The sequence below is a fragment of the Frondihabitans sp. OV104 genome (assembly GCF_057787745.1).
Genome location: NZ_CM173541.1, coordinates 3,332,926 through 3,359,233, shown reverse-complemented (window position 1 = coordinate 3,359,233; position 26,308 = coordinate 3,332,926). Strand labels below are relative to the sequence as shown.

Below are 26,308 nucleotides of genomic sequence, written 5' to 3'. Positions count from 1 at the left end.
CGCCGGGCGCCGCCCCCACTCGAGATGGCCGCGCCCGTCGGGCCCCCGCCCCGGGGCCGACGCCAAGGGCCTCCTCGCGAAAACGGCCCGGCACGCCGGGCGGCGCCCCCACTCGCGAAATGGCCCCGCCCGTCGGGCCCCCGCCTCGGGGCCGACGGCGAGGGCCACTTCGTAGGCAGGCCACCTCGCAAGCAGGGCCACCTCGCGAGCAGGCCCCGCGGCGCCTACGCCGCCAGGAACTTCTCGGCGCTGCGGAGCCCCAGTGCCATGATCGCCAGCGCCGGGTTCGCGACCACGGCGCTCGGGAAGACCGAGTTGTCGGCGATCCACAGGTTGGGCACGTCGAAGCTCCGTCCGTCCGCGTCGACGACGGCCGAGTCGGCCGAATCGCCCATGCGGGCGGTTCCGATGGTGTGAGCCGTCCGCGCGAGCACACGGGTCGACGTGGCTCCGGCCGCTTCGACGATCGCGGTCATGGTGCGGATCGCGTGTCGGTCCATGGCCTCCTCGTTCTCGCCCGAGCTGAAGGCGACGCGGGCCTTCGGGATGCCGTAGGCGTCCTTCTCGTCCGAGAGCGTGAGCACGTTGTCGTCGCTGGGCAGGCACTCGCCGTTCATGCCGACCCCGGCAAGATACCGGTAGCCGTCCATGGCGTCGACGAGCTCCCGACCCCAGAGGCCGCCGCCCCGCACCATGGTCGTGGCGAGGGTGAGCGGCACGACGCCGAGGCTCTGGAGCAGGTAGCCGCCGGCGAAGTCGGCGTCGTCGGGGCGGAGCGTGTCTTCGGTGATGATCGACGACGGGTAGCCGCGGTGGCTGCGCATCTCGGTCTCGAACGTGCCCCACACCTGCGTGGCGCCGTGGGCCATGTAGTTCCTGCCGACCTGGCCGCTCGAATTGGCCAGCCCCGTGTGGAGGAGCAGGCGCGGAGTCTCGACGCCGCCGGCGCAGAGGAAGAGCGCGGCGCACCGCTGGCGGTGCTCGACGCCGTCGCGGAGGTAGACGACCGCGCTGACGCGGCCCTGGCCGTCGAGCTCGATGCCGGTCACCATCGAGTCAGGACGGATCTCGGCGCCGTGCGCGACCGCGAGCGGGAGGTAGGTGGTGTCCATGCTGACCTTGGCACCGCTGCGGCAGCCCTGGTGGCAGCTTCCGCAGGACGAGCAGGCGGGGCGGAGTCCGGCGTGCTCCTGGTGGCGGTCGACGGTGGTGAGAGCCGCCGGGGCGTCGGTGGCTCGGATGCCGAGGGCCTCGCAGCCGCGCATCATCATGTCGGACGACGCGTTCCTCGCCGGCGGCGGCATGAGGTACTTGCGCGACGGATCCCACGGGTAGAACTCGGGGCCGGCGATGCCGACGAAGTGCTCGACGCGCTCGATGTAGGGGATCAGCTCGTCGTGCTCGATGGGCCAGTCGACGCCCTTGCCGGAGTCGGAGTGCAGCTTCAGGTCGCGGGGGTCGGGGCGCGGCGTGAAGGCGCCCCAGTGCAGCGTCGAGCCGCCGACGCCGCGGCCGGAGTTGTTGGCGCCGAAGGCCGTCGGGTTCGCCCCGTCGGTCAGCCGCTCCTCCATCCAGTTGATGTCGACGGCCTGGTTCTCGTCGGGCGTGAACTCGTGCGGGTCGAAGTTCGGGCCCGCCTCGAGCGCGACCACGCGCAGACCGCGCTCGGCGAGGGTCGCGAGCACGGGCGCTCCGCCGGCGCCGGTGCCGATGACGACCGCGTCGACGATCTCGTCGTCCGAGTAGGTGCGCATTCCGTCGAGCCTCATCGGGCTGCCTCCTGGGTGTCGTGGTCGTGAGTCGGGTGCGGGAGCGGCTCCCAGCCCTCGCGGGTGTCCGCGGCGAGCAGGTGGAAGCCCTGGATCCGCTGCACGTCGCCGCCGTTGGCGAAGCCGTCGAAGCCGACGCGGGCCATGGTCGCCGGGTGGGCGAGCCAGGTGCGCGAGAGGTCGACGCGGCAGTCCTCGAACCACAGGGTCATCTGGTCGGCGGTGAGGGTGCCGGCCGGCGGCGTCCAGCTGCCGTCGACGATGGCGGTGAGCGTCTCGTCGCGGGCGTGCTCGGACAGGTCGCCGAATCCGGCGAGCGCCGTCAACGCGAGTCGGTACGCCTCGGGATCGGGCGGCAGAGCGACATTCCGCCAGCCGTCGCTGTGTCCGCGGTGCAGCTGCGAGTCGACCCGCGCGGCGAGGTCGATGGGCTCGCCCGTCTGCGGGACGACGCGCGCCGCGACCGCCCGGAGGGTCTCGAGCTGCGCGGGGGTGAGAGCCCGGGGCTCGTACGACGGGCGGTCGGCGAGGGCCCGGCGCGCGAGGATCCGGCGGGTGCGGGTGTTCGTGCGGCCCGACGCGATCACGCGGCCGACGTCGACGGGCACCTCGGGTCCACGGCCGGCGTGCTCCCGCCAGAGGGTCCGCACGGCGGCGGCGACCTCGTCGGGTCGCTCGAGAGGCAGGAGGTGGCCGGCTCCCTCGAGCACGACGACGTCGGCCCGGCCGTAGACCGGCAGGTTGAGGCGACGCTGGCCGTCTTCGCCGAGGGGTCCGTCCGCGCCGCCTGCCAGGATGACGGCGGGGACGTCGAGCGTCCCGACCTCGTCAGACCGGTCTTCGCGGCTGCCGCGCTCGAACCAGGCGGTCCAGGCTTCGGCCCGAGACCGCTGGACGTCGGCCAGGGCGCGCTCGTCGGCCGCGGCCCCGAGGGGCACGCCGACGTTGTCGTCGACGAACGTCCGGGCAGCGTCGTGGTCGATTCGGCCGGTCGCGGCCCAGCCGAGCATCTGCGCGCGGCTCTCGTCGCTCATGGGCTCGGGGGACGGCGGCGACGCGGCGAGGAGCACGACGCCGGTGAGGCCGAACAGGCCGGCCGACCCGTCGAGGATCCGCGCGGCGACGAGGGTGGCGACCTTGCCGCCCATGCTGTGGCCGGCCAGGAGGAAGCGGGTCGAGCCGTGACGCCGGATCTTGCGGATGACGCCGTCGACCATCTCGTCGACGCTCAGCCCCTCGGCGCGGTTGGCGTCGCCGAAGCCGGGCAGATCGAAGGCGACCACCTCGAAGTCGTCGCCGAGACGCTCAGCCAGCGGCTCGAATTCCAGACGGCTGGAGCCCAGCGCGTGAAGGCAGAAGATCGTAGGAGTCGACACCGGCTCGACAGTACGCGCCGGCCTCCGACCGACCTCAGCGGTCGGGGGACACGCCGGCCGCTTCCCGAGGCGACAGGAGCTAGCTCAGCGCGCCCACCGAGGCGAGGGCCGTGCGGAGCAGGGCACCGCGGCCGCCCTCCATCTCGCTGGCGACCTCCGGGCTGGCGGCGACGAGCGGGCTCATCCAGGTGATCTCGAGGGCGTCCTGGCGCGGCTCGCAGGTGCCGGTGACGGGCACGACGTAGGCCAGCGAGACCGCGTGCTGTCGCTCGTCGGTGTAGACCGAGGCGCCCGGGAAGGGGAAGTACTCGGCGACCGAGAACGGCACCGGCGACGGCGGGAGCTGCGGGAAGGCCATCGGCCCGAGGTCCTTCTCGAGGTGCCGGAAGAGCGCGGTGCGCAGCGACTCCCCGTACATCACGCGGCCCGAGACGAGCATCCGCGTCATAGTGCCCTCGCTGTCGGCGCGCAGAAGCACCCCGACCTCCGTGACGAGGCCCTGGCCGTCGGTGCGGACGGGCACCGCCTCCACGTACAGGATCGGGAGGCGCTGCCGGATCTGGAACAGCTCCTCCTCGGAGAGCCAGCCGGAGTTGGGGTCGGGAGTCTGAACGGAAGCCATGGGCCATTCTTACCTGGTCTCATGACGAACACGTTTCGACGCGGCCGCTCGCTACGCTTGCGACATGGTCTCGATCGATCCGTCTGCCGTCCAGTGGTCCCTCCCCGAGGCCGAGAGGGCGGGCAAGCCGCTCGTGCTCCTGCTGCACGGCGTCGGCTCGCACGAGGGCGACCTCATCGGCCTGGTGCCCCATCTCTCGACGGAGTTCGCCTACGCGTCCCTTCGAGCACCTCTCGCCTACGGCGGCGGCTTCTCGTGGTACCCGCTGTCGCAGCCGGGCGCTCCGGAGTACGCCCCCGTCGACGAGGCCGCCGACGCGGTGCTCGCCTTCGTCGCCTCGCTCGGCGACGCCCACCCCACCGTCGGCCTGCTCGGCTTCTCGCAGGGCGGCTCTCTCTCGCTCCAGCTGCTGCGCCGTCGCCCCGGCTTCTTCGACTTCGCCGTGGTACTCGCCGGCTTCGTCGTCCCCGGAGGCACCGACGAGGTCGACGACGCCGTCACGGCCTCCGAGCCGGCGGTCTTCTACGGCCGCGGCGACGCCGATGCCGTGATCCCGCCGGCCGCGGTGGAGCGCACCGAGGCCTGGCTGACCGCGCACGCGCCGGGCGCCGAGCTCACCGTCTACCCGGGTCTCACCCACGGCATCGCCCAGGAGGAGCTCGACGACGTCAACGCGTTCCTCGCCCGAGTCCACCCCGCCTGAGCGACCCCTGTCGCGCAGGCCCGGCGCGCGGCATGATGACGACATGACCACATTCGTCGTATCCGGGCACGCCTCCGCGCTGCACCCCGCCGAGCGGGCGACCATCACCGTCACCGTCTCGTTCACCGGACCCGACCGGAAGGCCGTGCGCACTCAGGCGCTGGCCGCGCACGCCGCGGTGGTGGCCGACGCGAAGTCGCACGACGCGTCGAAGGCCGCGACCGAGTGGTACGCCGACTCGGTGGCCGTCGACGCCTACAACGAGTGGGTGAAAGACAGCGACACGACCGTCCTCCGGTACCGCGCCCAGTCGCAGGTGCGGGTCACCTTCACCGACTTCGACGCCCTCGTCGACTGGGTCAGCGACCTGGCCGAGCGGAGCGGCATCGAGTTCCACGGCATCGACTGGAAGCTCACCGAGCCGACGCGCCTCCGGGTGCAGCGCGAGGTGCGCGTCGCCAGCGTGCAGGACGCCATCACGAAGGCGCACGACTACGCCGCCGGGCTGGGCCTCGGAAGCCCGCAGCTCGAGAAGGTCTATGAAGAAGGGCTGCGGCCTGGCGTCGGCGGCGGCCAGGGCATCGGGTACTCGAAGTCGATGGTGCCTCTGGGGTTGTCCGACGCCTCGGGCGGCGCCGTCTTCGAGCTCAAGCCGGAGGACGTCCAGGTCGACGCGTCGATCACCGCCGACTTCACGATGTAGACACGGCGTCTCGCCACTCCCCCAGGCCGCGGCGGTGCGCGGATGCCGCTTCGCGGGGTCGACTGCGCAGGAACTGCGACGCCCCGCACGACTCAGACCAGCAGCGCGACCTTGCCCCCGGCGTGCCCCGACCCCACGAGCTCGAGCGCGGCCTTCGCATCGTCGAACGCGAACGTCGTCGCGATCGGCACGACGAGCTGGCCCGCTCCGGCGAGCTCCAGCAGGTGGGCCCGCACGCTGTCGCGGAACGCCGCGCTCTCGGGCATCGCACCGCCCACGACCCGGTAGCCGTCGCGCTCGGCCCTGCCGAACGCGGCGATGCTGACGATCCGGCCGCGGTCGGCGACGAGGGCGAGCGAGACGTCGACGGCCTCGTCGGTGCCGACGCAGTCGAGGGCGGCGTCGATCCCGTGAGGCGTGAGGCTGCGGACGCGCTCCTCGAGTCCGTCGCCGTAGACCACGCCCGTCGCGCCGAAGCCCTCGACGACGCCGAAGGTGCGCTCGGAAGCCGTCCCGATCACGGTGGCCCCGAGCAGGCGGGCCTGCTGGATGACGCTGACCCCGACGGCTCCGGAGGCGCCGTGCACGAGGATCGTCTGGCCGCTCTCGACACCGGCCACGTGCAGCATCTCGGCGGCCGTGGCGCCCGCGAGCAGCAGGTTGGCGGCCTCGGGCCAGCCGAGGGCGGGCGGCTTGGGGAAGACATCCGTCGACGGCACGGTGATCGACGTCGCGTACCCGCCCGACACGCGGAACGCGACGACCTCGTCGCCCGGCGCCAGGCCGACGTCGTCGCCCACGGCGGCCACGCGCCCGGCGACCTCGTAGCCGATCGCCAGGGGCAGCTTCGACGCATCGGAGCCCAGCAGCACGGCCTTCGCGTCAGCGGGGTTCATGCCGACGGCCACGACGTCGACCGTGACCTCGCCGGGACCGGGCGGCGGCACGTCGGCGCCCTGCTTCTCGAGCCCGTCGAGGGAACCGTAGGAGGTCGCGACCCAGTGCTGCGTGACGCCGTTTTCAGTCATGGGCCCATCTAACGCCGACGCGGGCTCGTTCCTGCTCCCGATCTACAGCTTCCGGGCGACGAGGCCCAGGCGCTCCTCGACCTCGGCCACCTCGGCGGCCGGCGACGAGCTCGCGTCGACGACGATGTGCTGCTCGTCGGCCTCCAGCGGCTCGAAGGTCGCCAGCTGCGAGTCGAGGAGCGACGTCGGCATGAAGTGCCCCGAGCGCTGCGACATCCGCTCGCCGATCAGCGCCGTCGACCCCTGCACGTGCACGAAGACGACGCTCGGGCCGCGGAGCACGTCGCGGTACGACTTCTTGAGCGCGGAGCAGGTGATGATCCCGGGCTGCCCTGCGGCGGCGCGCTCCTGGATCCACGCGGCGATGCGGTCGAGCCACGGCCACCGGTCGTCGTCGTCGAGGGGCGTGCCCGCCGCCATCTTCGCCACGTTCGACTCGGGGTGCATGGCGTCGCCCTCGGCGAAGTCCCAGCCGAGGTCGTCGGCGAGCATCCCGGCGACAGTCGACTTGCCGGAGCCCGACACCCCCATGACCACCAGGATCGGCTCGTTCACGTGCGGTTCGACGGTCATGTCAGATCACCAGTCCCAGGAGGAGTGCGCCACCGAGGCCCACGACGGAGATGATGCACTCCACCACGGACCACGTCTTGAATGTCTGCCCCACGGTAGTGCCGAGGTACTCCTTGATGAGCCAGAACCCGGCGTCGTTCACGTGCGACAGGAACAGCGAGCCCGCGCCGACAGCGAGCACGACGAGCGAGACCTCGGGGCCGGCGAGGTGGGCGGTCACCGGGGCGAGGATGCCCGCCGCCGTCACGATCGCGACGGTCGCCGAGCCGGTTGCGACCCGGACCAGGGCCGCGACGAACCAGGCGACCAGGATCACCGAGATCCCGCTGTCGGTCACGGCGTGGGCGATGAGCGTGCCGATTCCCGTGTCGATGAGCACCTGCTTGAAGCCGCCGCCGGCGCCGACGATGAGCAGGATCCCCGCGATCGCCGGCAGTCCCGAGCCCAGCGAGGTCTGCACCTGGTCGCGGCTCATCCCGGCACTGCGCGCGAAGAACACCATGCCGAAGAGCACTGCGATGCCGAGCGCGATCATGGGGGTGCCCAGGAACTCGAACAGCGCCTTGACGGGCCCGCCGCCGTTCTCGTCGAACGCATCCCACAGCGCCTTGAGCAGCATCAGCACGACCGGCAGCAGTATCCCGGCGACGGCGATGCCGAACGAGGGGCGCTTCCGGTCGCTCGCGTCGGCCTCGTCGGCGTCGCTCTCGAACAGGGCCGGAGCCGAGATCGGCACCCAGCGCGCGGCGAGCACCGAGAACAGCGGGCCGGCGATGATCACCGTCGGGATGGCGACGGCGATGCCCAGCGCGATGGTGAGGCCGAGGTTCGCGCCCAGCGTCGTGACGGCGACCAGCGGGCCGGGGTGCGGCGGTACGAGGCCGTGCATCACGCTGAGGCCGGCGATCGCCGGGATCGCCACCCGCATGAGCGGCATCTTCGCGCGGCGCGAGACCAGGACGATCACGGGCATGAGCAGCACGACGCCGACCTCGAAGAACATCGGCAGGCCGATGAGCGCGCCGATCAGGGCCATGGTCCACGGCAGGGTGCGCGGCGACGAGCGCTTCACGAGGGTGTCGACGATGCGGTCGGCCCCGCCCGAGTCGACGAGGATCTTGCCGAACATCGCGCCGAACCCGACGAGGATGCCGACGCTGGTCATCGTGGCGCCGAAGCCGTTGCCGAAGCTCGTTACCGTGTCGGCCGGGGCGAGCCCGGCGCCGATTCCCACGCCGATGGACGCGATGGCCAGCGCCAGGAACGGATGGACCTTGAGCCACGTGATCATGAGGATGATCGCCGCGACTCCGGCGAGCGCCGCGATGATCAGCTGCGCGTCGGAGCCCGAGGGCTTCACCAGCTCGGTGCTCGCCAGCGCGAGGGGGGAGAAGTGCACGTCGTCGTCCTCTTCCGGGGGCGCTTCTGCGCGACCCCATTGTCAGGGTGACCTCGTCGGCGGCCGGGGTGCGCCAGACTGGGTCGGTAAGTTCGTCTGATTAATCAGATTAATAAGACTTATGTACTCTGCCACCACTGCCAAGGAGCGTCAAATGGCGAAGAGCCCCCTCGGCGACCGAGGCCTGCACTCGCGCGTGGTGGGCACGCTCGGGCAGCGCATCGTCGACGGCGAGCTGCCCGCGGGCGCGATCCTCAGCGTCGACCGGCTCGGCGAGGAGTTCGCCGTGTCCCGCTCGGTGCTCCGCGAGGCCCTGCGGGTGCTCCAGTCGCTCGGCATGGTCGAACCGCGCCAGCGCGTCGGCACGCAGGTGCTCCCCCGGGCCGACTGGGACGTCTCGAGCCCGCAGGTGGTGGAGTGGCGCGGCCGCGGCGCCGACTACTTCGTGCAGATGCGCGAGCTCTTGGAGATGCGGCTCGGGATCGAGCCTGTCGCTGCGCGCCTCGCGGCCACCGCTATGACGCCCGGCGAGGCCCACCGCGTGCAGGAGTGCGCCGCCGCCATGGTCGACGCCAGCGCCGCCGGCGACGACCGCCGGTACCTCGAGGCCGACGTCGCCTTCCACACGACGATCCTCGCTGCCTCGGGCAACCTCGTCATCGCGCACTTCGCATCGACGGTGGAGGCCCTGCTGCGGACCCGGACGGAGGAGCGCCGCCACACCATCACCGAGTACACGCCGTCGTCGGCCCACCGTCACAACGAGCTCGCCCGCACTCTGGTCGACCGAGACCCGGCCGCCGCGGAGCGCTGGGCGCGCGAGCTCCTCGGTGAGACCCTCGCGGAGTTCATCGCCGAGGGAGCCCAGCGCACCCGGTAGCGCTAGTGAATCGGCGTCCCGCCGGTCAGCGCTAGTGAATCGGCGTCCCGCCGGTCACCGCGATCGTCTCGCCGCTGATGTAGCTCGACTCCTGCGAGGCCAGGAAGACGAACGGCGGTGCCAGCTCGGCCGGCTGACCCGGACGGCCGAAGACGGCCTCCTCGCCGAACGACTCGATCTTCTCGTTCGGGACGAATGCCGGCTGCAGCGGCGTCCACACCGGTCCGGGGGCCACGCCGTTGACTCGGATCCCCTTCTCGGCGAGCTGGCCCGCCATCGCGCGGGTCCAGTTCGCGATGCCCGCCTTCGAGACGGCGTACTCCGCGAGCGACGGCGACGGCTGGAAGCCCTGGATCGACGATGTCGTGATGATCGACGCGCCCGGCTTCAGGTGCGGCAGGGCGGCCTTGGTCGTCCAGAACAGCGTGTAGATGTTGGCCTTGAGCACGTGGTCGAGGGTCTCGGTCTCGAAGTCCTCGATGGAGTCGACGGTCGGCATGACGCCCGCGACGAGGGCCAGGATGTCGACGCCGCCGAGTTCCTGCACCGTCTTCTCGATCATGGCCGTGTTGTACGACTCGTCTTGCAGGTCGCCCGGAATCAGGACGGCCTTCTGGCCGGCGGCCTCGACGAGGGCGGCCACCTCGTCGGCCTGCTGCTGCTCTTCGGGCAGGTAGGCGAGCGCCACATCGGCCCCCTCGCGCGCGTAGGCGATGGCGACGGCGCGGCCGATGCCGGAGTCGGCACCCGTGACGAGTGCCTTGCGGCCCGCGAGGCGCTTGCCGCTGACGTAGCTCTCCTCGCCGTGGTCGGGCCGGGGCTTCATGTCGTGGATGTCGCCGGGGCCGGTCTGCTGCTGCTTCTCGAACGGCGGGCCGGGGTACTGGGTGAGCGGGTTCTGCGGGGTGTGGATCGTGTCTGCCATGCCGCCCGGTCTACGCGGACGGCGCGGGATGGCGGCACAGCTTTGTCCCCCTGCCGCCCGTCGCTCTCGCCGGGAGCGGCCGAGTCGGGCCCCGGACCGGCCTCAGAGCCCAGGCGCGCCGCTCTCGACGGGGGAGGACCGGCGCCGCCGAACCCCCGCCACCAGCACGACCAGGAACGGGATCACGGCCAGCACCCCGACGAGCGTGAACCCGGCGTCGGGCGCGACCCGCTCGCCGACGACCCCGCCGAGAGACGAGCCCAGCGCCATCGCGCCCACGACGAACGCCGACACCCAGGCCAGGGCCTCCGTGAACACCTCGGGGCGCACGGCCTCGTGCACGACGCGATTGGTCGAGATCGTGAACGGGGTGATCGTCATGCCCGCGAACACCCCGATCGGAAAGAGCCAGAACGGGTTGGGCGCCTGCGACAGCGCGAACCAGAAGATCGCGAACAGCAGCGTCGACGCGACCAGGAGCCGATAGGCGGGAAGCCGGCCGGGCACGAGTCCCATCAGGAACCCGCCCGACACGCTGCCGATCGAGTAGGCCGTGAGCACGAGACCGGCGATCTGCGGAACCCCGATGCTGGCGGTCCAGGCCACGACGCTGACGTCGTTGATGCCGAACATGAGGCCGACGACGGCGTTAGCGATCAGCAGGCCCATGAGCCGCCGCGACCGCCAGGGCCGGAACGCCGCCCGGGGTCCGCTGCCGGCCAACGGGATCGGGCGCGTCGGCGCCCCACGCAGCAGCAGGAGCGCCCCGGCCGTGCCGATCACCGCCGAGATCACGAGGCCGGCGGCAGGGCTGATGGTCCCGGCGACGAGAGCGGCGAGCGCCGGCCCGAACACCCAGACGAGCTCATCGGCGATCGCCTCCAGCGAGAACGCGACCTGCAGGATCGGGGTGTCGCCGAGCCGCTGCGACCAGCGGGCCCGCATGTACGACCCGACCGGCGCGATCGAGGCACCCACCAGCACGGATGCCGCGGCCACGACAGGGAGGGGCGCGCCGAGCGAGCCGACCGCGATCATCAGTGCGACGGCGAGCGGGTGGGCGATCGCCGCCGCGAGGAGCGCGCCGCGCTGGCCGGCGCGGTCGGCGATGCGGCCGAAGACGGGGCTCACCGCGGCCATCGACGCGATGGCCAGGCCCGAGGCGAATCCGGCCGTCGCGAACGACCCGGTCGTCGCCTGGACGAAGAACAGCACGCTGTAGCCGACGATCGCCAGCGGGACGCGGGCAAGGACTCCGACCGCGAAGAGCGCGCGCCGATCGGCCGGACCGAGCAGCTCGCGGTACCCGCCGACGCCGCCCGCGCTCACCAGCGGGAGCCGGGAGCTTGAACGGAGAGCATCTATCGAGGCTACTGAAGATCGGACTCGGTCATCCGAAGAAACTCGGCGCGAGGGGCCGGGAGAGAAGCGATCGCCCCTGTCGCCACATCTCCTCCGTCAGGTCGAAGGCGACGCTGCAGCTGATTTCGCGATTCGCGACGAGTTCTTCGAGCATGTGGACGGTGTCGCGCGTGATGAACCCGCGCCGCTGGCCGAGGCGGTTCGCCTGCTTGTCATCGGTGATCCAGATCGAGTCCGAGAACTCGGGCCTGGCACCCAGCACATAGAGGGTCTGACTCTCCCCCAGATGTTCGAGCGGCCGCGACGGCATGCCGCCGAAGACGGCCGTGCGGCTGACCTCGATCGCGTGGCGTGCGGGGTCGTTGTCGAGTTCGATCGGTGCACCGAATACCGAGTCGACATCGAGGGCAGCAAGCGCTCGGAGAATCGTCGCCGACCGAGAGATCTCATAGGCGACAGCTTCGACGATGCGGCCGCGACCGTTGAGGTAGTCGACGAACAGGTCCAGCCGGTCTACGGCGGCGAAGTTGCAAACGACTGTTGTGTCGGGAAAGAACGTGACTGCCATGTGCCCGAGCTAGCCCTGGTTCTCGGGGTCGGCCCAGATGCCCTCTGCACCATCGCTGTCGAAGAACGCCTCGACCTCCTCGATGGGTCGCTTGAGAAGCGCGGCAAGAGGACGCGCAGTAGCGACACCCTGCTCGTAAGCAGTGACGAAGGCGTCGACCAGCGGCTGCGCCGGCCGGAACGTGTCGGAGAGGCTGCACCGGGATGCGTGTTCAGTCGATACGCGCAGTTGCCGCGCTACCGAGTGAGATGACAGGCCGCTCAAGCCCTCGCGTTCGGCGTCGTCGATGATCAGCAGATTGAACAGTCGCCAAGCCATGGAGTCGGGGGAGACACCGAACTGCCAGACGAGATCGGGGAACGCTTCGACGCCGGTGCGTTCGGACAGAGCCTCTCGAATCTCACGTTCAGGCATCAGGAACGATGCGGCGAAGACGTTCGCGCGCTTCTCCTGATGGGGGTCTCGCCTATCTCGCGGAGGCAGAAGATGCTCTGCGATGATCTCCTCGCTGGCGTCACCCCAGAGAAGATGCCCCACTTCGTGAGCGAGGGTGTATCGCTGGCGAACAGCCCGTGGGGTCTTCGCCAGCACGATGGCTCGGAAGTCGTCGTCCTGGTAGCTGAGACCGTCGTAGCCGTCGGGGAGAGTGTCGATGACCACGCAGACGCCGAACGCCTCTTCGATCGCACCGATGAGCGACACGTTGTCAGTGGCGCCGAGCGGTGTGGAGAGCCGGGAGACGGCCTGCGCGGCGAGGGCGTTCGCTTGCGCGACGTACCCCCTCTCGGATCCGCCGACGGGAAGAGCCGGAGCAGGCGCGATGAGCCCGAGCTCATGCGCAGCGTCGTGCCACTGGCCCAGGTCGGCCAGGATCTCCTGCCCTCGCGCGCTCGATTCGGATGTGGCTCTCAGTGCTCGAGCGGCGAACTCGAGCGATCGTGAAGGAGCTCCCGTGAGGAGCCAATCCACAGTCGTGCCGCCGATATCGGCAATGCGGGCGAGTTCGAGAGACGTGAAGCGCCGTGAACCATGAAGCGACTTCGAGAGCTTCGAACCGTTCATCCCGATCGCCGTCGCGAGTTCGGCCTGCGATACGCCGAGCCGGGCCTGAATCTGCTTTACGCGAGGAGCGACTTCATCTGTCATATACCTAAGATGTCAGAATATTGCGATAATCGCAATCCTCACCAGCGCGAATGCACGACCGGGCGGAAGTACCGGTCGTAGAGGCGCTCGGTGCGGTCGTGGAACTCCTCGCCGAGTGCCGGGACGTCGCCCGCCTCCGCGTTGGCACGGGCCTGCTCGGGGTTGCGGGCACCCGGGATCACCGTGGTCAGGCCCGGCTGCTCGACGATCCACTTGAGCGCCGCCTGCGCGGTCGAGACACCCTCGGGGGTGAACTCCGAGAAGGCGACGGCCGCCTCGACGCCGGTCTCGAAGTCGACGCCCGAGAACGTCTCGCCCTGGTCGAAGGCCTCGCCGTGGCGGTTGAACGAGCGGTGGTCGTTCGGGGCGAACTGCGTCTCGGCCGTGTACTTGCCGCTCAGCAGACCGCTCGCCAGCGGCACGCGGGCGATGATGCCGACGCCCGACTCCACCGCCGCGGGGAGCACCTCGTCGAGAGGCTTCATGCGGAACGCATTGAGGATGATCTGGACCGTCGCGAGATTCGGCCGCTCCATCGCGGTCAGCGCCTGCCCGGCCTCCTCGACGCTCACGCCGTACGCCGCGATCATCTGCCGCTCGACCATCTCGTCGAGGGCGTCGTACACGTCGCCGCTGCGGAACACCGAGGTCGGCGGGCAGTGCAGCTGCACGAGGTCGAGGGTGTCCATCTGCAGGTTGCGGCGCGACCGGTCGATCCAGTCGATGAAGTTCGCGCGAGTGTAGTTCTTGAGCTCCTGCGGCTCGCGGCGGCCCATCTTCGTCGCGATCGTGAGCGGGGCGTCCGCGTTGCTGCGCCGCCACTTGCCGATCAGCTGCTCGCTGCGCCCGTCGCCGTAGACGTCGGCGGTGTCGAAGAACGTGACGCCGCCCTGCACCGAGGCGTCGAGCACGGCGAAGGCGTCGCGCTCGGGCACGTCGCCCCAGTCGCCGCCGAGCTGCCAGGTGCCGAGGCCGATGACCGAGACTTCGCGAGAGGTGCGTCCGAGACGTCGTTGTTCCATGCCTTCACCCTAGAGGCCGCCACCGACTCTCGCGGGCGCAGGAACTCGGCCTACGCCAGGCGGACCGCCGCCGCCGCCGCTGCCTCGTGAGCGCCGTCGAGCTCCGCGTGCTGCTTCGCCACCTCGTCGGCGGGCCCCCCGAACCGCTCCGTCAGGGTCCGCGTCGCGACGATGGTCTCGACGCGCATGCCGAGGGCGGTGCCGAGGATGAGCTGGAGCGCCGGAAGCGCGTGGTCGTCGAAGGCCGTCGGAGTTCCTGCGTCGTAGACACCACCGCGGGTGGACACCAGGACGGCCGGGCGGCCCGCCATGGGCTGCGTCGTGTCCGCGCCGAACGGGGCCGTGACGGACGGCACGTGGATGTAGTCGATCCAGGCTTTGAGCGTCGACGGCATCGAGTAGTTGTAGAGCGGCACGCCGATCAGCAGCACGTCGGCGGCGAGGAGCTGAGCGATGATCTCGGCCTGCAGCGCCTCCTGCTCGGGGCTCGGCGCGGCACCGGCCGGGCGCAGGTGGGGCGGGAAGTGCAGCGAAGCGTCGCTCAGGTGCGGGAGCGCGTCGACGTGGAGGTCGCGGTAGACGACGACGTGGTCGTCGCCCTGGGCGGCCCAGGCGTCGGCGAAGGTCTTCGTGACGGCGCGGGAGCGGGAGCCGTCCAGGTCGGCGGAGGAGTCGAGGTGCAGCAGAGTGGGCATGGCTCCACGCTATCCGGAGGATCGCGGCGGCGATCGGCCCGGTCGAATGCCGTCCCGGTCGAATGTCAGTGGCTGCGGGCAGGATGGCCTGACGATGACCGACGTTCTCGACCGTTTCTCCCCTGCGACCGCAGAGTGGTTCCGCGGCGCCTTCGCGCGGCCCACGCACGCGCAGGAGGGGGCGTGGGAGGCCATCTCGGGCGGCCGCAACGCACTCGTGATCGCGCCGACGGGCTCGGGCAAGACGCTGGCCTCCTTCCTCTGGTCGATCGACCGGCTGGCGTCGTCGCCTCCTCCCGAGGCCAAGGAGCACCGAACTCGGGTGCTCTACATCTCGCCGCTCAAGGCACTGGGCGTCGACGTCGAGCGCAACCTCCGGTCGCCGCTCGTCGGAATCACCCAGACGGCCCGGCGGCTGGGCTCCACCCCGCCCGACATCAGCGTCGGCGTGCGATCGGGCGACACCTCGTCGTCCGACCGTCGGCTGCTGCAGCGCACGCCGCCCGACATCCTGATCACGACGCCCGAGTCGCTCTACCTGATGCTGACGTCCGCCGCGCGAGAGAACCTGCGCGGCGTCGAGACCGTCATCATCGACGAGGTCCACGCCGTCGCCGCGTCGAAGCGCGGCGCCCACCTCGCGCTGTCGCTCGAGCGCCTCGACGACCTGCTCGAGAAGCCCGCCCAGCGCATCGGGCTGTCGGCGACCGTCCGTCCGCGGGAGGAGGTCGCGCGGTTCCTCGGCGGCACGGCACCGGTGACGATCGTGGCGCCCGCGTCCGAGAAGAAGTTCGACCTGCGGGTCGTGGTGCCGGTCGACGACATGACCGAGCTCGGCACTGCGGCTCCCCTCGAGGGCTCGGCCGCCGGCGCGGCCCCGCAGGGGTCGATCTGGCCGCACGTCGAAGAGGGGATCGTCGACCTGATCCTCGAGCACCGGTCGACCATCGTGTTCGCCAACTCGCGGCGCCTGGCCGAGCGGCTGACCGCTCGGCTCAACGACATCTACCTGGAGCGGCAGCTCGTCCCGGCGGAGGAGGCGCTCGTCGGCGCCGCGGCCGACGGCCCAGCCACCGGCGCGATCGGCTCGCCGCCGGCGCAGGCGGTGCCCGCTCAGGCGGTGCCCGCTCAGGCGGTGCCCGCTCAGCTCATGGGCGGCTCGGGCCAGACCCAGGGCTCCGAGCCGCTGCTGGCCCGCGCCCACCACGGCTCCGTGAGCAAAGACCAGCGCGCGATCATCGAAGACGACCTGAAGAGCGGCCGCCTGCGCTGCGTCGTCGCGACGAGCTCGCTCGAGCTCGGCATCGACATGGGCGCGGTCGACCTCGTCGTGCAGGTCGAGTCGCCGCCGTCGGTCGCCAGCGGCCTGCAGCGGGTCGGCCGCGCGGGCCACCAGGTCGGCGAGGTGTCGCGGGGCGTGCTCTTCCCGAAGCACCGGGCCGACCTGATCCATTCGGCGGTCGCGGCCGAGCGCATGGTCGCCGGCCTGATCGAGCAGCTGCAGGTGCCGGCCAACCCGCTCGACGTGCTCGCGCAGCAGACCGTCGCGGCCGTCGCGCTCGATGAGATCAACGTCGACGAGTGGTACGACCTGGTGCGCCGCAGCGCCCCGTTCGCGACCCTGCCCCGGAGCGCCTACGACGCCACGCTCGACCTGCTGAGCGGCAAGTACCCGTCTGACGAGTTCGCCGAGCTGCGGCCGCGAATCGTGTGGGACCGCGTGCACGGCACCCTCGCCGGCCGTCCCGGCGCCCAGCGCCTGGCCGTCACGAGCGGCGGCACCATCCCCGACCGCGGCCTCTTCGGCGTGTTCATGGTCGGCGAGAAGGCGGCTCGCGTCGGCGAGCTCGACGAGGAGATGGTCTACGAGTCCCGCGTCGGCGACGTCTTCGCCCTCGGCGCGACGAGCTGGCGCATCGAAGACATCACCCACGACCGAGTGCTGGTCTCGCCCGCATACGGGCAGCCCGGACGCGTGCCGTTCTGGAAGGGCGACGGCATCGGCCGCCCCGCCGAGCTCGGCCGCGCCATCGGCGCCTACACGCGCGAGCTCGCCACGTCGAGCGAGGTCGAGGCTGTCGCCCGAGTGGCCGCGGGCGGCCTCGACGAGCGGGCCGCCCGCAACCTCCTCGCCTTCATCGCCGAGCAGCGGGAGGTCGCCGGCCACGTGCCGACCGACCAGACGCTCGTCGTCGAGCGGTTCCGCGACGAGCTCGGCGACTGGCGCCTGATCCTCCACTCGCCCTACGGCATGCGCGTGCACGCTCCCTGGGCGCTGGCCGTCTCCGGGCGCATCCGCGACCGGCTCGGCATCGACGGCTCGGCGATGGCCGCCGACGACGGCATCGTCGTCCGCATCCCCGACACCGACGCCGAGCCGCCCGGCGCCGACCTGTTCACGTTCGAGCGCGACGAGCTCGACGCCATCGTGACCGAGGAGGTCGGCGGCTCGGCGCTGTTCTCGTCGCGCTTCCGCGAGTGCGCGGCGCGGGCCCTGCTCCTGCCCCGCTACAACCCGGGCAAGCGGTCGCCGCTCTGGCAGCAGCGACAGCGAGCGTCCCAGCTGCTCGACGTCGCCCGCAAGTACCCGCAGTTCCCGATCGTGCTCGAGGCGGTCCGCGAGGTGCTCCAGGACGTCTACGACCTGCCGGCCCTGATGGAGCTGACCGACGCTCTCGCCCGCCGCGAGGTGCGAGTCGTCGAGACCGAGACGGCCCAGCCCTCGCCGTTCGCGCGGTCGCTCCTGTTCGGCTACGTCGCGGCCTTCCTCTACGAGGGCGACTCCCCCCTCGCCGAGCGCCGGGCCGCCGCGCTGTCGCTCGACTCGTCGCTGCTCGCCGAGCTGCTCGGCCGTGCCGAGCTGCGCGAGCTCCTCGACGCCGACGTCATCGACCTGCACGAGCGCGAGCTGCAGAAGCTCACGCCCGAGCGGCGCGCCCGCGACATCGAGGGAGTCGTCGACCTGCTCCGCCTCCTGGGCCCGCTGACGACGTCCGAGATCGTCGAGCGCAGCTGGCTGGCCGACACCGACGACGCCGCCACCCAGCTCGAGGGTGCCCTCGACGAGCTCGTCCGGGCGGCGCGCGTCCTTCGCTTCACCCATTCCGGCACGGAGCGCTGGGCCGGCATCGAAGACGCCTCCCGCCTGCGCGATGCGCTCGGAGTGAACCTGCCCATCGGCGTCCCGTCGGCCTTCATCGAGCCCGTCGACGATCCGCTCGGCGACCTCGTCGGCCGCTACGCCCGCACGCACGGTCCGTTCGCCCCCGCCGAGGTCGCCCAGCGCCTCGGCCTGGGCACGGCGGTGGTGCACGACACGCTGCGGCGCCTCGCTACCGATCGCCGCGTGGTGGAGGGCGAGTTCCGGCCCGATCGCCAGGGGTCGGAGTGGTGCGACGCCGAGGTCCTGCGGCGACTCCGCAGCCGCTCGCTGGCGGCACTCCGCCACGAGGTCGAGCCGGTCTCGCACGAGACGCTCGGCCGGTTCCTGCCCGCGTGGCAGCACGTCGCGACCGACGCCAAGGGCTCGGGCCTGCGGGGCATCGACGGCGTCGTGCAGGTCATCGACCAGCTCAGTGGCGTGGCCCTGCCCGCCAGTGCATGGGAGACCCTGATCCTCCCCGCCCGCGTCACCGACTACTCCCCCGCCATGCTCGACGAGCTGACCGCGACCGGCGAGGTCATCTGGTCGGGCTCGGGCACCCTGCAGGGCAATGACGGCTGGGTGAGCCTGCATCTGGCCGACGGAGCCGGCGTCACGCTCTCCGAGCCATCGGGCGACGAGACGACCGAGCTGCAGCGCGAGGTGCTGGCCGCCCTGGCCGGCGGTGGGGCGTACTTCTTCCGGCAGCTCTCCGACGCGGTCGGCTCGAAAGACGACGAGTCGCTGGCCACCGCGATCTGGGACCTCGTCTGGCAGGGCCAGATCACCAACGACACCTTCGCCCCGTTGCGCACCCAGGTCGGAGGCAAGCCGCCCCGCCCCCGGGCTCCGACGCGCATGCGCTCGTCGTACCGCGGCCGCGTCCCCCGCGCCGACCGGGTGCGCCAGGCCGGTCCGCCGACCGTCGGCGGCCGCTGGTCGCTGCTGCCGCTCGCCGAGGGCGACTCGACGATCCGCGCCGCCGCGCAGGCCGAGATGCTGCTCGAGCGGCACGGCATCGTGACGCGCGGCGCCGTCGCCAACGAGGGCGTCCGCGGCGGCTTCTCGACCGTCTACAAGGTGCTCTCGGGCTTCGAAGAAACCGGACGCGCCCGCCGCGGCTACTTCGTGGAAGGGCTCGGCGCCGCCCAGTTCGCCACGGGGCCGACCGTCGACCGGCTCCGCTCGTTCCTGCGCGACGACGGAGACACCTCGCCCGTGCCCGTCGTCACCCTGGCGGCGACCGACCCTGCCAATCCCTACGGCGCCGCCCTGCCGTGGCCGGCGCTGCCCGAGCCCGCCGACGGCTCTGCCGCGCCACGCGGACACCGCCCCGGGCGCAAGGCGGGCTCGCTCGTCGTGCTCGTCGACGGCCGACTGGTCGTCTACGTCGAGCGGGGCGGCAAGACGCTGCTGACGTTCGGCGCCCCCGGCCCGGACGACCTCGTCGCAGCCGCGACCTCCCTCGCCGCCGTGGTGCGCACGCGGCTCGGCCGCCTCTCGGTCGAGCGCGTCGACGGCGAGTTCGTGCTGAGCACGACCCTCGGCGAGGCGCTCCGCGACGCCGGCTTCGCGACGACGCCCAGCGGTCTGCGGCTGCGCGGGTGAGGCCGGACCATGCCTGAGGGCGATACCGTCTACCGCGCCGCCAAGAACCTCGACGCGGTGCTCCACGGTGCGGTGCTGACGAAGAGCGACTTCCGCGTGCCCGAGTTCGCCACCGTCGACCTGGCGGGCACCGTCATCGACGACGTCGTCAGCCGCGGCAAGCACCTGCTCCATCACCTCGGCGACGTGACGCTGCACACGCATCTCAAGATGGAGGGGTCGTGGCACCTCTATCGCCACGGCACGAAGTGGAAGCGGCCCGCCTACCAGGCGCGCGTCGTGCTCGAGACGGCCGACTGGGTCGCCGTCGGCTTCGACCTCGGAATAGTCGAGCTGGTCCCGCGCGACGACGACGACTCGGTCGTGCGCCACCTCGGCCCCGACCTGCTCGGCCCGGACTGGAACCCCGACGTCGCTCTCGCCAACCTCGAGCGCGACCCCGAGCGGCCGATCGGCCTCGCGCTGCTCGACCAGCGCGTGCTCGCCGGAGTCGGCAACGTCTACCGCAACGAGCTCTGCTTCCTGCGCGGCGTCCTCCCCACGCGGCCCGTCGGCGAGGTGCCTCAGCGCGCGAAGGTCATCGAGCTGGCGCACCGCCTCATCGACGCCAACAAAGACCGGGTCGACCGCACCACGACCGGGCGCCTCCGCGGCGACACCGACTGGGTGTACGGCCGTGCCGGGCGGCCCTGCCTGCGCTGCGGCACGAAGATCGAGCGCGGCATGCTGGGCGAGTCCGAGCTGGAGCTGCGCGACACCTACTGGTGCCCGCGCTGCCAGAGCTGACCCCGCCGGCGCGGGCCGCCGTCGACAACGACGGAGATCTGCCGCAGCGGCGAGAAATGAGGCGGCGAAACGGGCCGGGTCGCGAGAATCCCCGTCATTGGCCCCGGCACCAGGCCGGGCTGTGACCGCGTGTTACGCAGCCCAGCCCCGGCGACGCCCGGACGCATACCCTGAGCCAACCATCCCGACCCCCACCCGAGGAGCACCATGCCCAGCGACACCCGACCCGCCGAGACCACGACCATCGCCGATCAGGTAGCCACCTTCAACGAGGGCTTCACCGCCCAGATCGGCCCGCGCCTCACGGCGGTCTTCGACGACGAGCAGGCGGCGTTGACCGCGTCGGGCGCGCCCGACGGGGCGGTCGAGGCGGGCGACGCGCTGCCGGACGCCGAGCTCGTCAGCACCACCGGCGAACCCGTGCGGCTGGCCGACGCGCTTGGCGCCGACGGCACGGTCGTCGTCTTCTACCGGGGCTCGTGGTGCCCCTACTGCAACCTCACGCTCAAGCACTACCAGGAGGCGCTCCTCCCCCAGCTGCGCGAGCGCGGCATCGAGCTGCTGGCGATCAGCCCCCAGACCCCGGAGGCCTCCGAGCTCGCCATCACGAACGGGTCGCTCGAGTTCACCGTGCTCTCCGATCCGGGCAACACGCTGGTCCGCTCCCTCGGCATCCTGACCGAGCCGACGTCCGACGCCCGCGCCGCCCACACCGACCTGGGCTTCGACGTCGCCGACAGTAACGCCGACGCGACGGGCGACATCCCGTTCCCGACGGTGCTCGTGGTCGCGGGCGACGGCACTGTCGTCTTCGCCGACGTCCACGTCGACTACACGACCCGCACCGAGGTCCCGACGATCGTCGAGGCGCTGGCGCTGCTTCCGAGCTAGCCGCCGCCTGCCTGCGCCGCCGCAATTTCAAGGAGATTTCCGCGCCAGCACGAAAGTGAGGCGGATCGGGCCACAGTCGGCCCGAAAATCTCCTTGAAATTCGGGGCACGGCCCGGGCGCAGGAACTCCCGGCCGCCGCCGACCCCGCCGACCCGACGGGGGCCGGCCGCCGCCGGACCCCCGCGGGAGCGCGACGCCGGCCCCGCCGGCAGCGGGCCCTACTTCGTCTGCTGCGCCATGATGAACGCGAGCATGTAGGTGCGCGAGTTGCCGTTGTCGATGGAGGCGCTCGGGAACTTCTTCGCCGCCGCCAGCGCCGCGTCAGCCGACGAGGTGCCGGCAAGCGACTCGTACATGAGCACGTAGTCGGCGAGCGTGACGTTGGTCCCCGCCGAGAGCGCCGTGTCGACGAGCGAGATGATGTGCTTCGAACCGCCGCCCGCCTCGGTGCCGAGATAGGTCGACACGGGGCTCATCGGGATCAGCTGGATGCCGATGATGGCACTCGGCGCCGCCGAGAACCAGGTGGCGTAGTCGCGCTTGCCGCCCCAGTTGAGCGAGACGAGCTCGTGCGAGAAGCCGTCGAACTCCGAGCCCGTGAGGTCGGGGTTGACGTAGTAGGCCAGCGCCGACGCGGTCTCGCCGCTGAGCATCCAGTTCGCCTCGGCCTCGAGCCCCGAGTCGCCGGAGGCCTTGGCCCAGAGGGCGAGTCCGTTCCAGGCGTTCACGGCCTCGGACGACGACTCCTGGTTGTTGCCGTCGTTGAACTCCGAGTAGCCCGAGGCCCAGGCGTGCGAGAAGTACGGGTCGTACGCGCGCGTGTCGGGGAAGTACGTGCCCGACTGGTCGCCCGTGTTGGTCGCGATGTCGGCGGCCAGCAGGTTCATCACCGGCGCCCACTTCTTCGCCAGCGCGGGGTCGTTCTGCGCGACGACGCCCGCCGCATAGAGGAAGTACCCGTAGTGGAAGTGGTGGTCGTTGGCGAGCTCGGAGCCGAACGAGTTCACGAGGCCGACGATCGTCTTGAGCTTCGGGTCGTAGACGAAGCACTCCTGGCCGCGTGTGGTGCAGCCGTCGGGCTCCATCCACAGGGAGATCTCGGTGGTGAGCTTCGTCGTGAGCGTCTTCTCGGATGCCGAGTCGCCGAGCTGCCGCGCGATCTGCAGGAGCATCGCGGCGCGGTACAGCGACTTGCCGCCGTAGTAGGTGTCGGTGTTGAAGGTCGGGAGCGACGACACGTCGACTTCGAGCTGCGACTTCAGGGTGGCCTTCTGCGACGACGACAGCTTCGACAGGTCGAGCTCGCCGGTGGCCTCGACCGCGGCGGTCGTGAAGGTCAGCCCCGACGAGATGCAGACCGGCACCGTGCCGTAGATGGTCGTGTAGGTGAGGCCGGTGCAGCCCGTGCTGGCGGCGTCGGAGCCCTGGTGCGGTAGGGGGACGACGATCGTCGACTGCGCCTTCGAACCGGACGCGGTCGTGTACCCGAGCGACGTCTGCTCGCCCTTCGAGACCGACTTGTAGGCCGTCGTGACACCGGTCAGCGGAGCCTCGGCGGCGGTCATGAGCTTCGTCAGCTGCGATGAGGAGGCGCCCGACGGCACGGGGAACAGCACGACGCTGCCGCCCTTGTCGAGCTTCACGGAGGCGCCGTCGATCGACCCCCCGGTCGTGACGACAGCCCACTCCTGGCCCGAGACGGTGAGGGTCCCGCGGCCGTCGCCGGTCGACGCGACCTGGCCGTCGAGAGTGGTCGTCTGCGAGCTCGCGGCGACGTACGAGACGAGGGGCGAGCCCTCGGCGATGGTGGTGTGGCCGATCACGGTCGAGCCCTTGCGGTGCTCGACGGTGACAGAGACGTCGTCGTAGCGGCTGACGACCGCAGTCGAGGCGCCCACGTCGAGGGTGACCTGCGGAACGTTCTCACCGAACAGCGTGTTCTCGGTCGCCGTGACGGGCGGGAGCCCTGCCGAGAAGCCGGTCGCGGTCTCCTGGAACGAGATCGGGAAGGGGAACACCGCGAACGACTCGGCGCCGAAGGCCAGCCCGGAGTACCACTTGTTGGTCGGCGGGATGAGGCCCTTCGCCAGCTTCGTCGTCGTCGCCGGAGCGATGGACTTCTGCGGCAGTGCTTTGACGAGCGGGGCGACCGTCGAGTCGCCGAGCACGGTCGAGGCGGTGCTCGGCCGCGACGGCGTCTGGGTCGTCTGGCTTCCCTCCGAGGTGCAGGCGCTCAAGAGGAGCGCCGAGGCCGCCACGAGGGCGGCGGCGGCCAGGCGGCCGCGGCGTACGACACCGATGACTACAGGCCGATCTTCTGGACGAAGGCGAGCATGGCGTCCTGGACGCCGGCGAACATGCCGTCCTGACGCAGGTGCAGCGTAGCCGTCACCGGGGTGCCCGGCGCGACGAGCCCGGAGGCCGAGCCCTGCACCAGGTACTTGCTGGAGACCTGGACGGACGTCTGGGCGTTGCCGTCGGTCGTCTGCACGGAGACCTTCTTGACGGTGCCGTTGAGCACGGTCTGGTTCGGCAGGGTCAGGTCGACGGTGCCGCCGGACTGGATGCGCTCGTAGTCGCGCGGCGTCAGGTTGTAGTCGCCCATCACAAAGAGGCTGTCGGCCGCATCGATGGTGGCGAGGTCGGCGCCGGCCTGGACGAAGCCGCCCTCCTTGGTCGCGATGTCGGTGACCGTGCCGGTGACCGTGGCCTTGAAGGTCATGGTCCCGTCGGCCGTGACCGAGTACGCGGCGCTGTTGTAGCTAAGGAGGTTCGACGAGACGTCCTGCAGCACCGACAGGCTCTTGATCGTGAAGAGCGGGTCGCCCTTCGTGACCGTGTCGCCGTCGACGACGTACTGCTTGGTGATCGAGCCCGAGTAGTCGGTGCCGATCTTGTACTCCTCGGCCTGGATGCTGGCGCTGGTCGAGATGACCTGCGACTGCCTCTTGGTGAAGATCACGGTGAATGCGGCGACGAGGATGATCACGACGACGATGCCCGCGAAGAGCTTGAAACGGCTGGCCCAGGTCATGAAGCAACCCTCTGGTCGGTGGCGGAAGAAGGACTGGTGGTGAGCGATGCGGGCGGGGTGACGACCGGCGGCTGGATTCGGCGCGAACGAGGCAGGGTGTCCTCGATCGACGTCTCGAGGAGAGCGATCTCCTCGGGGCTGCGAGGCGCGGGTCGGGAGATCCGCGTGCGGGTGGCCTTGGCGGCGGCAGCGACCGGCTCGTAGACGTCGGTCACGATCTCGCCGCGCAGGGTGGCCTTGTTGGCCTTGCGGATCTGCTTGGCCTCGCGGAAGGCGACGATGATGAACGACAGCAGGATGAAGGTGTTCAGCAGGTTCCAGAAGGTGGCGAGCGTCGCGACGCCGTTCTGCATGTCGCGGTAGATCGCCACGCAGCTGGTCAGCGCCAGGAAGACGAAGAACAGCACCTGCGGGATGATGAAGTTGAACGGCGACTTCTGCAGGTTCTTCGCTCCGGTGACGTGCCAGCCCTCGTCCTTGCCGGTGATGACGTTCCAGAGCGCCTTGACGTAGATCGGGAACGACACGGTCGCCAGCATCAGCACCTCGTACCGGAACGACCCCAGCGTGTAGAACGCCAGCAGGATCTGCATCAGGTAGAAGCTGCAGTAGTAGAGGATCCACTGCCAGAGCGAGATGGTCAGGTTCATGGGGCGCAGGTCGAAGAAGATCTCGAGCGGCGGCACCAGGAGCAGGAGGAGCGGCGCGATGCCGGTCAGGTAGTTGGTCGCGGTGACCATGTACTGCAGCTTCTGGTCCATCGTCAGCGTGCGCTTCGGCGACATCGGGTTGTGCTGCATCAGGATCTCGAATCCGCCCGAGGCCCAGCGGAGCTGCTGCTTCGAGTACGCCTCGATGGTCTCGGGGGCGTCGCCGACGGCGAGCGTCAGCGGGATGTAGATCGAGCGCCAGCCGGCCTCGTGGAGGTGCAGCGAGGTCCAGACGTCCTCCGACTTCGACGCGGTGTCCATTCCGCCGATCGAGTCGATCGCGGCGCGACGGAAGATCACGTTCGTGCCGACGCAGAACGCCGCGTTGAAGCGGTTGCGGCCCGGCTGGATGAACTTGTAGAAGACGGCCTGCATGTAGCCGGCCCCACGCGACACGAGCGACGACAGGTTGCCGTACGCCTGCGGGGTCTGCACGAAGGCGACCTTGTCGTCGACGAAGAACGGCACGGTCTCGAAGAGGAACTCGGGCTTCGGCACGAAGTCGGCGTCGAAGATGGCGTAGTACTCGCCCTTGGCGAGCGAGAGCGCGTGGTTGACGTTGCCGGCCTTCGCGCCGTGGTTCGTCAGTCGACGCACATAGCGGGCGGCATGGCGCGCGGCCAGGTCGCGGACCTCGTCGCTCTTGCCGTCGTCGAGGATCCAGGTGCGGTGCTCGCCCTGCAGGGCGAGGGCAGCGACGAGCGTGGCCTCGATCTTAGCGACGTCCTCGCCGTAGACCGTGATGAACACGTCGATCAGCTGACGCTTGCCGTTGATGTACATGGGCCACAGGTGCGGCTGGTCGGCGAGGCCGAGACGCTCGATCTCGTCCTCGTCGTACAGCGTCTCCTGCGTCTGGTGGAAGTCGAAGTCGCGGGGGTCGGCGCCGCCTGAGAGGATCGTCCACATCGACAGCAGCGCCTGGACGACGACCACGGCCTCCGCCACGATCACCATGCAGTACGGCAGCAGGTCGCCACGGTTCGCAGGGTTCAGCAGGAACTGGCCGTACAGCAGGATGCCGAGGGTCGCGACGAGCACGAGCAGCACCATCACCGGCGAGTGCGTGCGCCCCTCGGGACGACCGCCCGCCGTGATGTGCGCGGTCGTGTGGACCTTCGGAGCTCGCACGGCCTTCTTGACGGCGGCGGCCTCCTCGAGGCGCATCCGCTCGGCTTCGAGCCGCGTCTCAGCGCGGCTCACGTGGGTGGATCTGCGAGCGGACGTGCGCTCGCCGGGCATGGTTCGGGACATGCGGGACAGGTCTCCTGGATTCGGGTCAGGGGAGATGCCGACAGAAGGGCGCAGCTGGGTGGGCGAGCCCTCGCGAAGGCGGGGTGTCGGCTACGGCGACGACGAATGGACT

Annotated in this window: 21 protein-coding genes; 6 read left to right on the top strand and 15 right to left on the bottom strand. The window is 70.8% G+C overall.

Annotation, left to right across the window (positions count from 1 at the left end; genetic code table 11):
- Nucleotides 1-224: 224 nt before the first annotated feature.
- From AC3CBB_RS15855 to AC3CBB_RS15845, 3 genes are all read right to left on the bottom strand, one after another.
- The gene (locus AC3CBB_RS15855) at nucleotides 225-1,769 is read right to left on the bottom strand and encodes a GMC family oxidoreductase (RefSeq protein WP_488625340.1); all 1,545 of its coding nucleotides are present in this window, start codon (nucleotides 1,767-1,769) and stop codon (nucleotides 225-227) included.
- Nucleotides 1,766-3,145, bottom strand: a complete 1,380-nt coding sequence (locus AC3CBB_RS15850; RefSeq protein WP_488625339.1) for an alpha/beta hydrolase — start codon at nucleotides 3,143-3,145, stop codon at nucleotides 1,766-1,768. The genes AC3CBB_RS15855 and AC3CBB_RS15850 overlap by 4 nt, the downstream gene beginning before the upstream one ends.
- Nucleotides 3,146-3,224: 79 nt before the next feature.
- Nucleotides 3,225-3,767 carry an NUDIX hydrolase family protein gene (locus AC3CBB_RS15845; protein WP_123506841.1) on the bottom strand — a complete coding sequence of 181 codons (543 nt, stop codon included), beginning with the start codon at nucleotides 3,765-3,767 and terminating at the stop codon, nucleotides 3,225-3,227.
- Nucleotides 3,768-3,831: 64 nt separating this feature from the next.
- On the opposite strand from AC3CBB_RS15845, the gene AC3CBB_RS15840 reads away from it, so the two are divergent.
- Together AC3CBB_RS15840 and AC3CBB_RS15835 are read left to right on the top strand one after the other, a co-directional pair.
- Entirely contained in the window at nucleotides 3,832-4,470 is a 639-nt protein-coding gene (locus tag AC3CBB_RS15840) for an alpha/beta hydrolase (RefSeq protein ID WP_488625338.1), read from the top strand.
- 43 nt (nucleotides 4,471-4,513) lie between these two features.
- Entirely contained in the window at nucleotides 4,514-5,173 is a 660-nt protein-coding gene (locus AC3CBB_RS15835) for an SIMPL domain-containing protein (protein WP_488625337.1), read from the top strand.
- 92 nt (nucleotides 5,174-5,265) lie between these two features.
- Here AC3CBB_RS15835 and AC3CBB_RS15830 read toward each other — a convergent pair whose 3' ends face one another.
- The 3 genes from AC3CBB_RS15830 to AC3CBB_RS15820 are packed head-to-tail and all read right to left on the bottom strand — an operon-like array spanning nucleotide 5,266 to nucleotide 8,173.
- Complete coding sequence (locus tag AC3CBB_RS15830; RefSeq protein ID WP_488625336.1) at nucleotides 5,266-6,201, bottom strand: NADP-dependent oxidoreductase; 936 nt, start codon at nucleotides 6,199-6,201, stop codon at nucleotides 5,266-5,268.
- Nucleotides 6,202-6,243: 42 nt separating this feature from the next.
- Entirely contained in the window at nucleotides 6,244-6,774 is a 531-nt protein-coding gene (locus AC3CBB_RS15825; RefSeq protein WP_488625335.1) for a gluconokinase, read from the bottom strand.
- 1 nt (nucleotide 6,775) lies between these two features.
- Nucleotides 6,776-8,173 (bottom strand): GntP family permease, encoded by a 1,398-nt coding sequence (locus AC3CBB_RS15820; protein ID WP_488625334.1) that lies wholly within the window; start codon nucleotides 8,171-8,173, stop codon nucleotides 6,776-6,778.
- Between the two features lie 154 nt (nucleotides 8,174-8,327).
- Between AC3CBB_RS15820 and AC3CBB_RS15815 the strand changes: the two genes are divergently transcribed.
- The gene (locus tag AC3CBB_RS15815; RefSeq protein WP_158614257.1) at nucleotides 8,328-9,053 is read left to right on the top strand and encodes a FadR/GntR family transcriptional regulator; all 726 of its coding nucleotides are present in this window, start codon (nucleotides 8,328-8,330) and stop codon (nucleotides 9,051-9,053) included.
- 31 nt (nucleotides 9,054-9,084) lie between these two features.
- Here the strand turns inward: AC3CBB_RS15815 and AC3CBB_RS15810 are convergent, their stop codons facing one another.
- The 6 genes from AC3CBB_RS15810 to AC3CBB_RS15785 form a co-directional block, all read right to left on the bottom strand.
- The gene (locus AC3CBB_RS15810; RefSeq protein WP_488625333.1) at nucleotides 9,085-9,978 is read right to left on the bottom strand and encodes an SDR family oxidoreductase; all 894 of its coding nucleotides are present in this window, start codon (nucleotides 9,976-9,978) and stop codon (nucleotides 9,085-9,087) included.
- Between the two features lie 102 nt (nucleotides 9,979-10,080).
- Nucleotides 10,081-11,307: an MFS transporter gene (locus AC3CBB_RS15805; RefSeq protein WP_488625332.1), complete on the bottom strand. Its 1,227-nt coding sequence runs from the start codon at nucleotides 11,305-11,307 to the stop codon at nucleotides 10,081-10,083.
- Between the two features lie 61 nt (nucleotides 11,308-11,368).
- Nucleotides 11,369-11,908, bottom strand: a complete 540-nt coding sequence (locus AC3CBB_RS15800; protein ID WP_488625331.1) for a hypothetical protein — start codon at nucleotides 11,906-11,908, stop codon at nucleotides 11,369-11,371.
- A gap of 9 nt (nucleotides 11,909-11,917) precedes the next feature.
- A complete protein-coding gene (locus tag AC3CBB_RS15795; protein ID WP_123506831.1) occupies nucleotides 11,918-13,054 on the bottom strand; it encodes a helix-turn-helix domain-containing protein in 1,137 nt (378 codons plus the stop codon).
- A gap of 38 nt (nucleotides 13,055-13,092) precedes the next feature.
- A complete protein-coding gene (locus AC3CBB_RS15790) occupies nucleotides 13,093-14,076 on the bottom strand; it encodes an aldo/keto reductase (RefSeq protein WP_488625330.1) in 984 nt (327 codons plus the stop codon).
- Between the two features lie 50 nt (nucleotides 14,077-14,126).
- Nucleotides 14,127-14,771 carry an FMN-dependent NADH-azoreductase gene (locus AC3CBB_RS15785; protein WP_488625329.1) on the bottom strand — a complete coding sequence of 215 codons (645 nt, stop codon included), beginning with the start codon at nucleotides 14,769-14,771 and terminating at the stop codon, nucleotides 14,127-14,129.
- 94 nt (nucleotides 14,772-14,865) lie between these two features.
- Between AC3CBB_RS15785 and AC3CBB_RS15780 the strand changes: the two genes are divergently transcribed.
- From AC3CBB_RS15780 to AC3CBB_RS15770, 3 genes are all read left to right on the top strand, one after another.
- Nucleotides 14,866-19,521, top strand: coding sequence for an ATP-dependent helicase (locus AC3CBB_RS15780; protein ID WP_488625328.1), 4,656 nt, complete (start codon nucleotides 14,866-14,868; stop codon nucleotides 19,519-19,521).
- Nucleotides 19,522-19,530: 9 nt separating this feature from the next.
- Nucleotides 19,531-20,307 (top strand): Fpg/Nei family DNA glycosylase, encoded by a 777-nt coding sequence (locus tag AC3CBB_RS15775; protein WP_488625327.1) that lies wholly within the window; start codon nucleotides 19,531-19,533, stop codon nucleotides 20,305-20,307.
- A gap of 207 nt (nucleotides 20,308-20,514) precedes the next feature.
- Nucleotides 20,515-21,198: a peroxiredoxin-like family protein gene (locus AC3CBB_RS15770; protein ID WP_488625326.1), complete on the top strand. Its 684-nt coding sequence runs from the start codon at nucleotides 20,515-20,517 to the stop codon at nucleotides 21,196-21,198.
- Nucleotides 21,199-21,416: 218 nt separating this feature from the next.
- On the opposite strand, the gene AC3CBB_RS15765 is transcribed toward AC3CBB_RS15770, so the two are convergent.
- From AC3CBB_RS15765 to AC3CBB_RS15755, 3 genes are all read right to left on the bottom strand, one after another.
- Complete coding sequence (locus AC3CBB_RS15765) at nucleotides 21,417-23,435, bottom strand: glycosyl hydrolase (RefSeq protein ID WP_488625325.1); 2,019 nt, start codon at nucleotides 23,433-23,435, stop codon at nucleotides 21,417-21,419.
- A gap of 65 nt (nucleotides 23,436-23,500) precedes the next feature.
- Nucleotides 23,501-24,232, bottom strand: a complete 732-nt coding sequence (locus tag AC3CBB_RS15760; protein ID WP_123506825.1) for an HlyD family secretion protein — start codon at nucleotides 24,230-24,232, stop codon at nucleotides 23,501-23,503.
- Entirely contained in the window at nucleotides 24,229-26,196 is a 1,968-nt protein-coding gene (locus tag AC3CBB_RS15755) for a glycosyltransferase family 2 protein (RefSeq protein WP_488625324.1), read from the bottom strand. The genes AC3CBB_RS15760 and AC3CBB_RS15755 overlap by 4 nt, the downstream gene beginning before the upstream one ends.
- Nucleotides 26,197-26,308 lie beyond the last annotated feature (112 nt).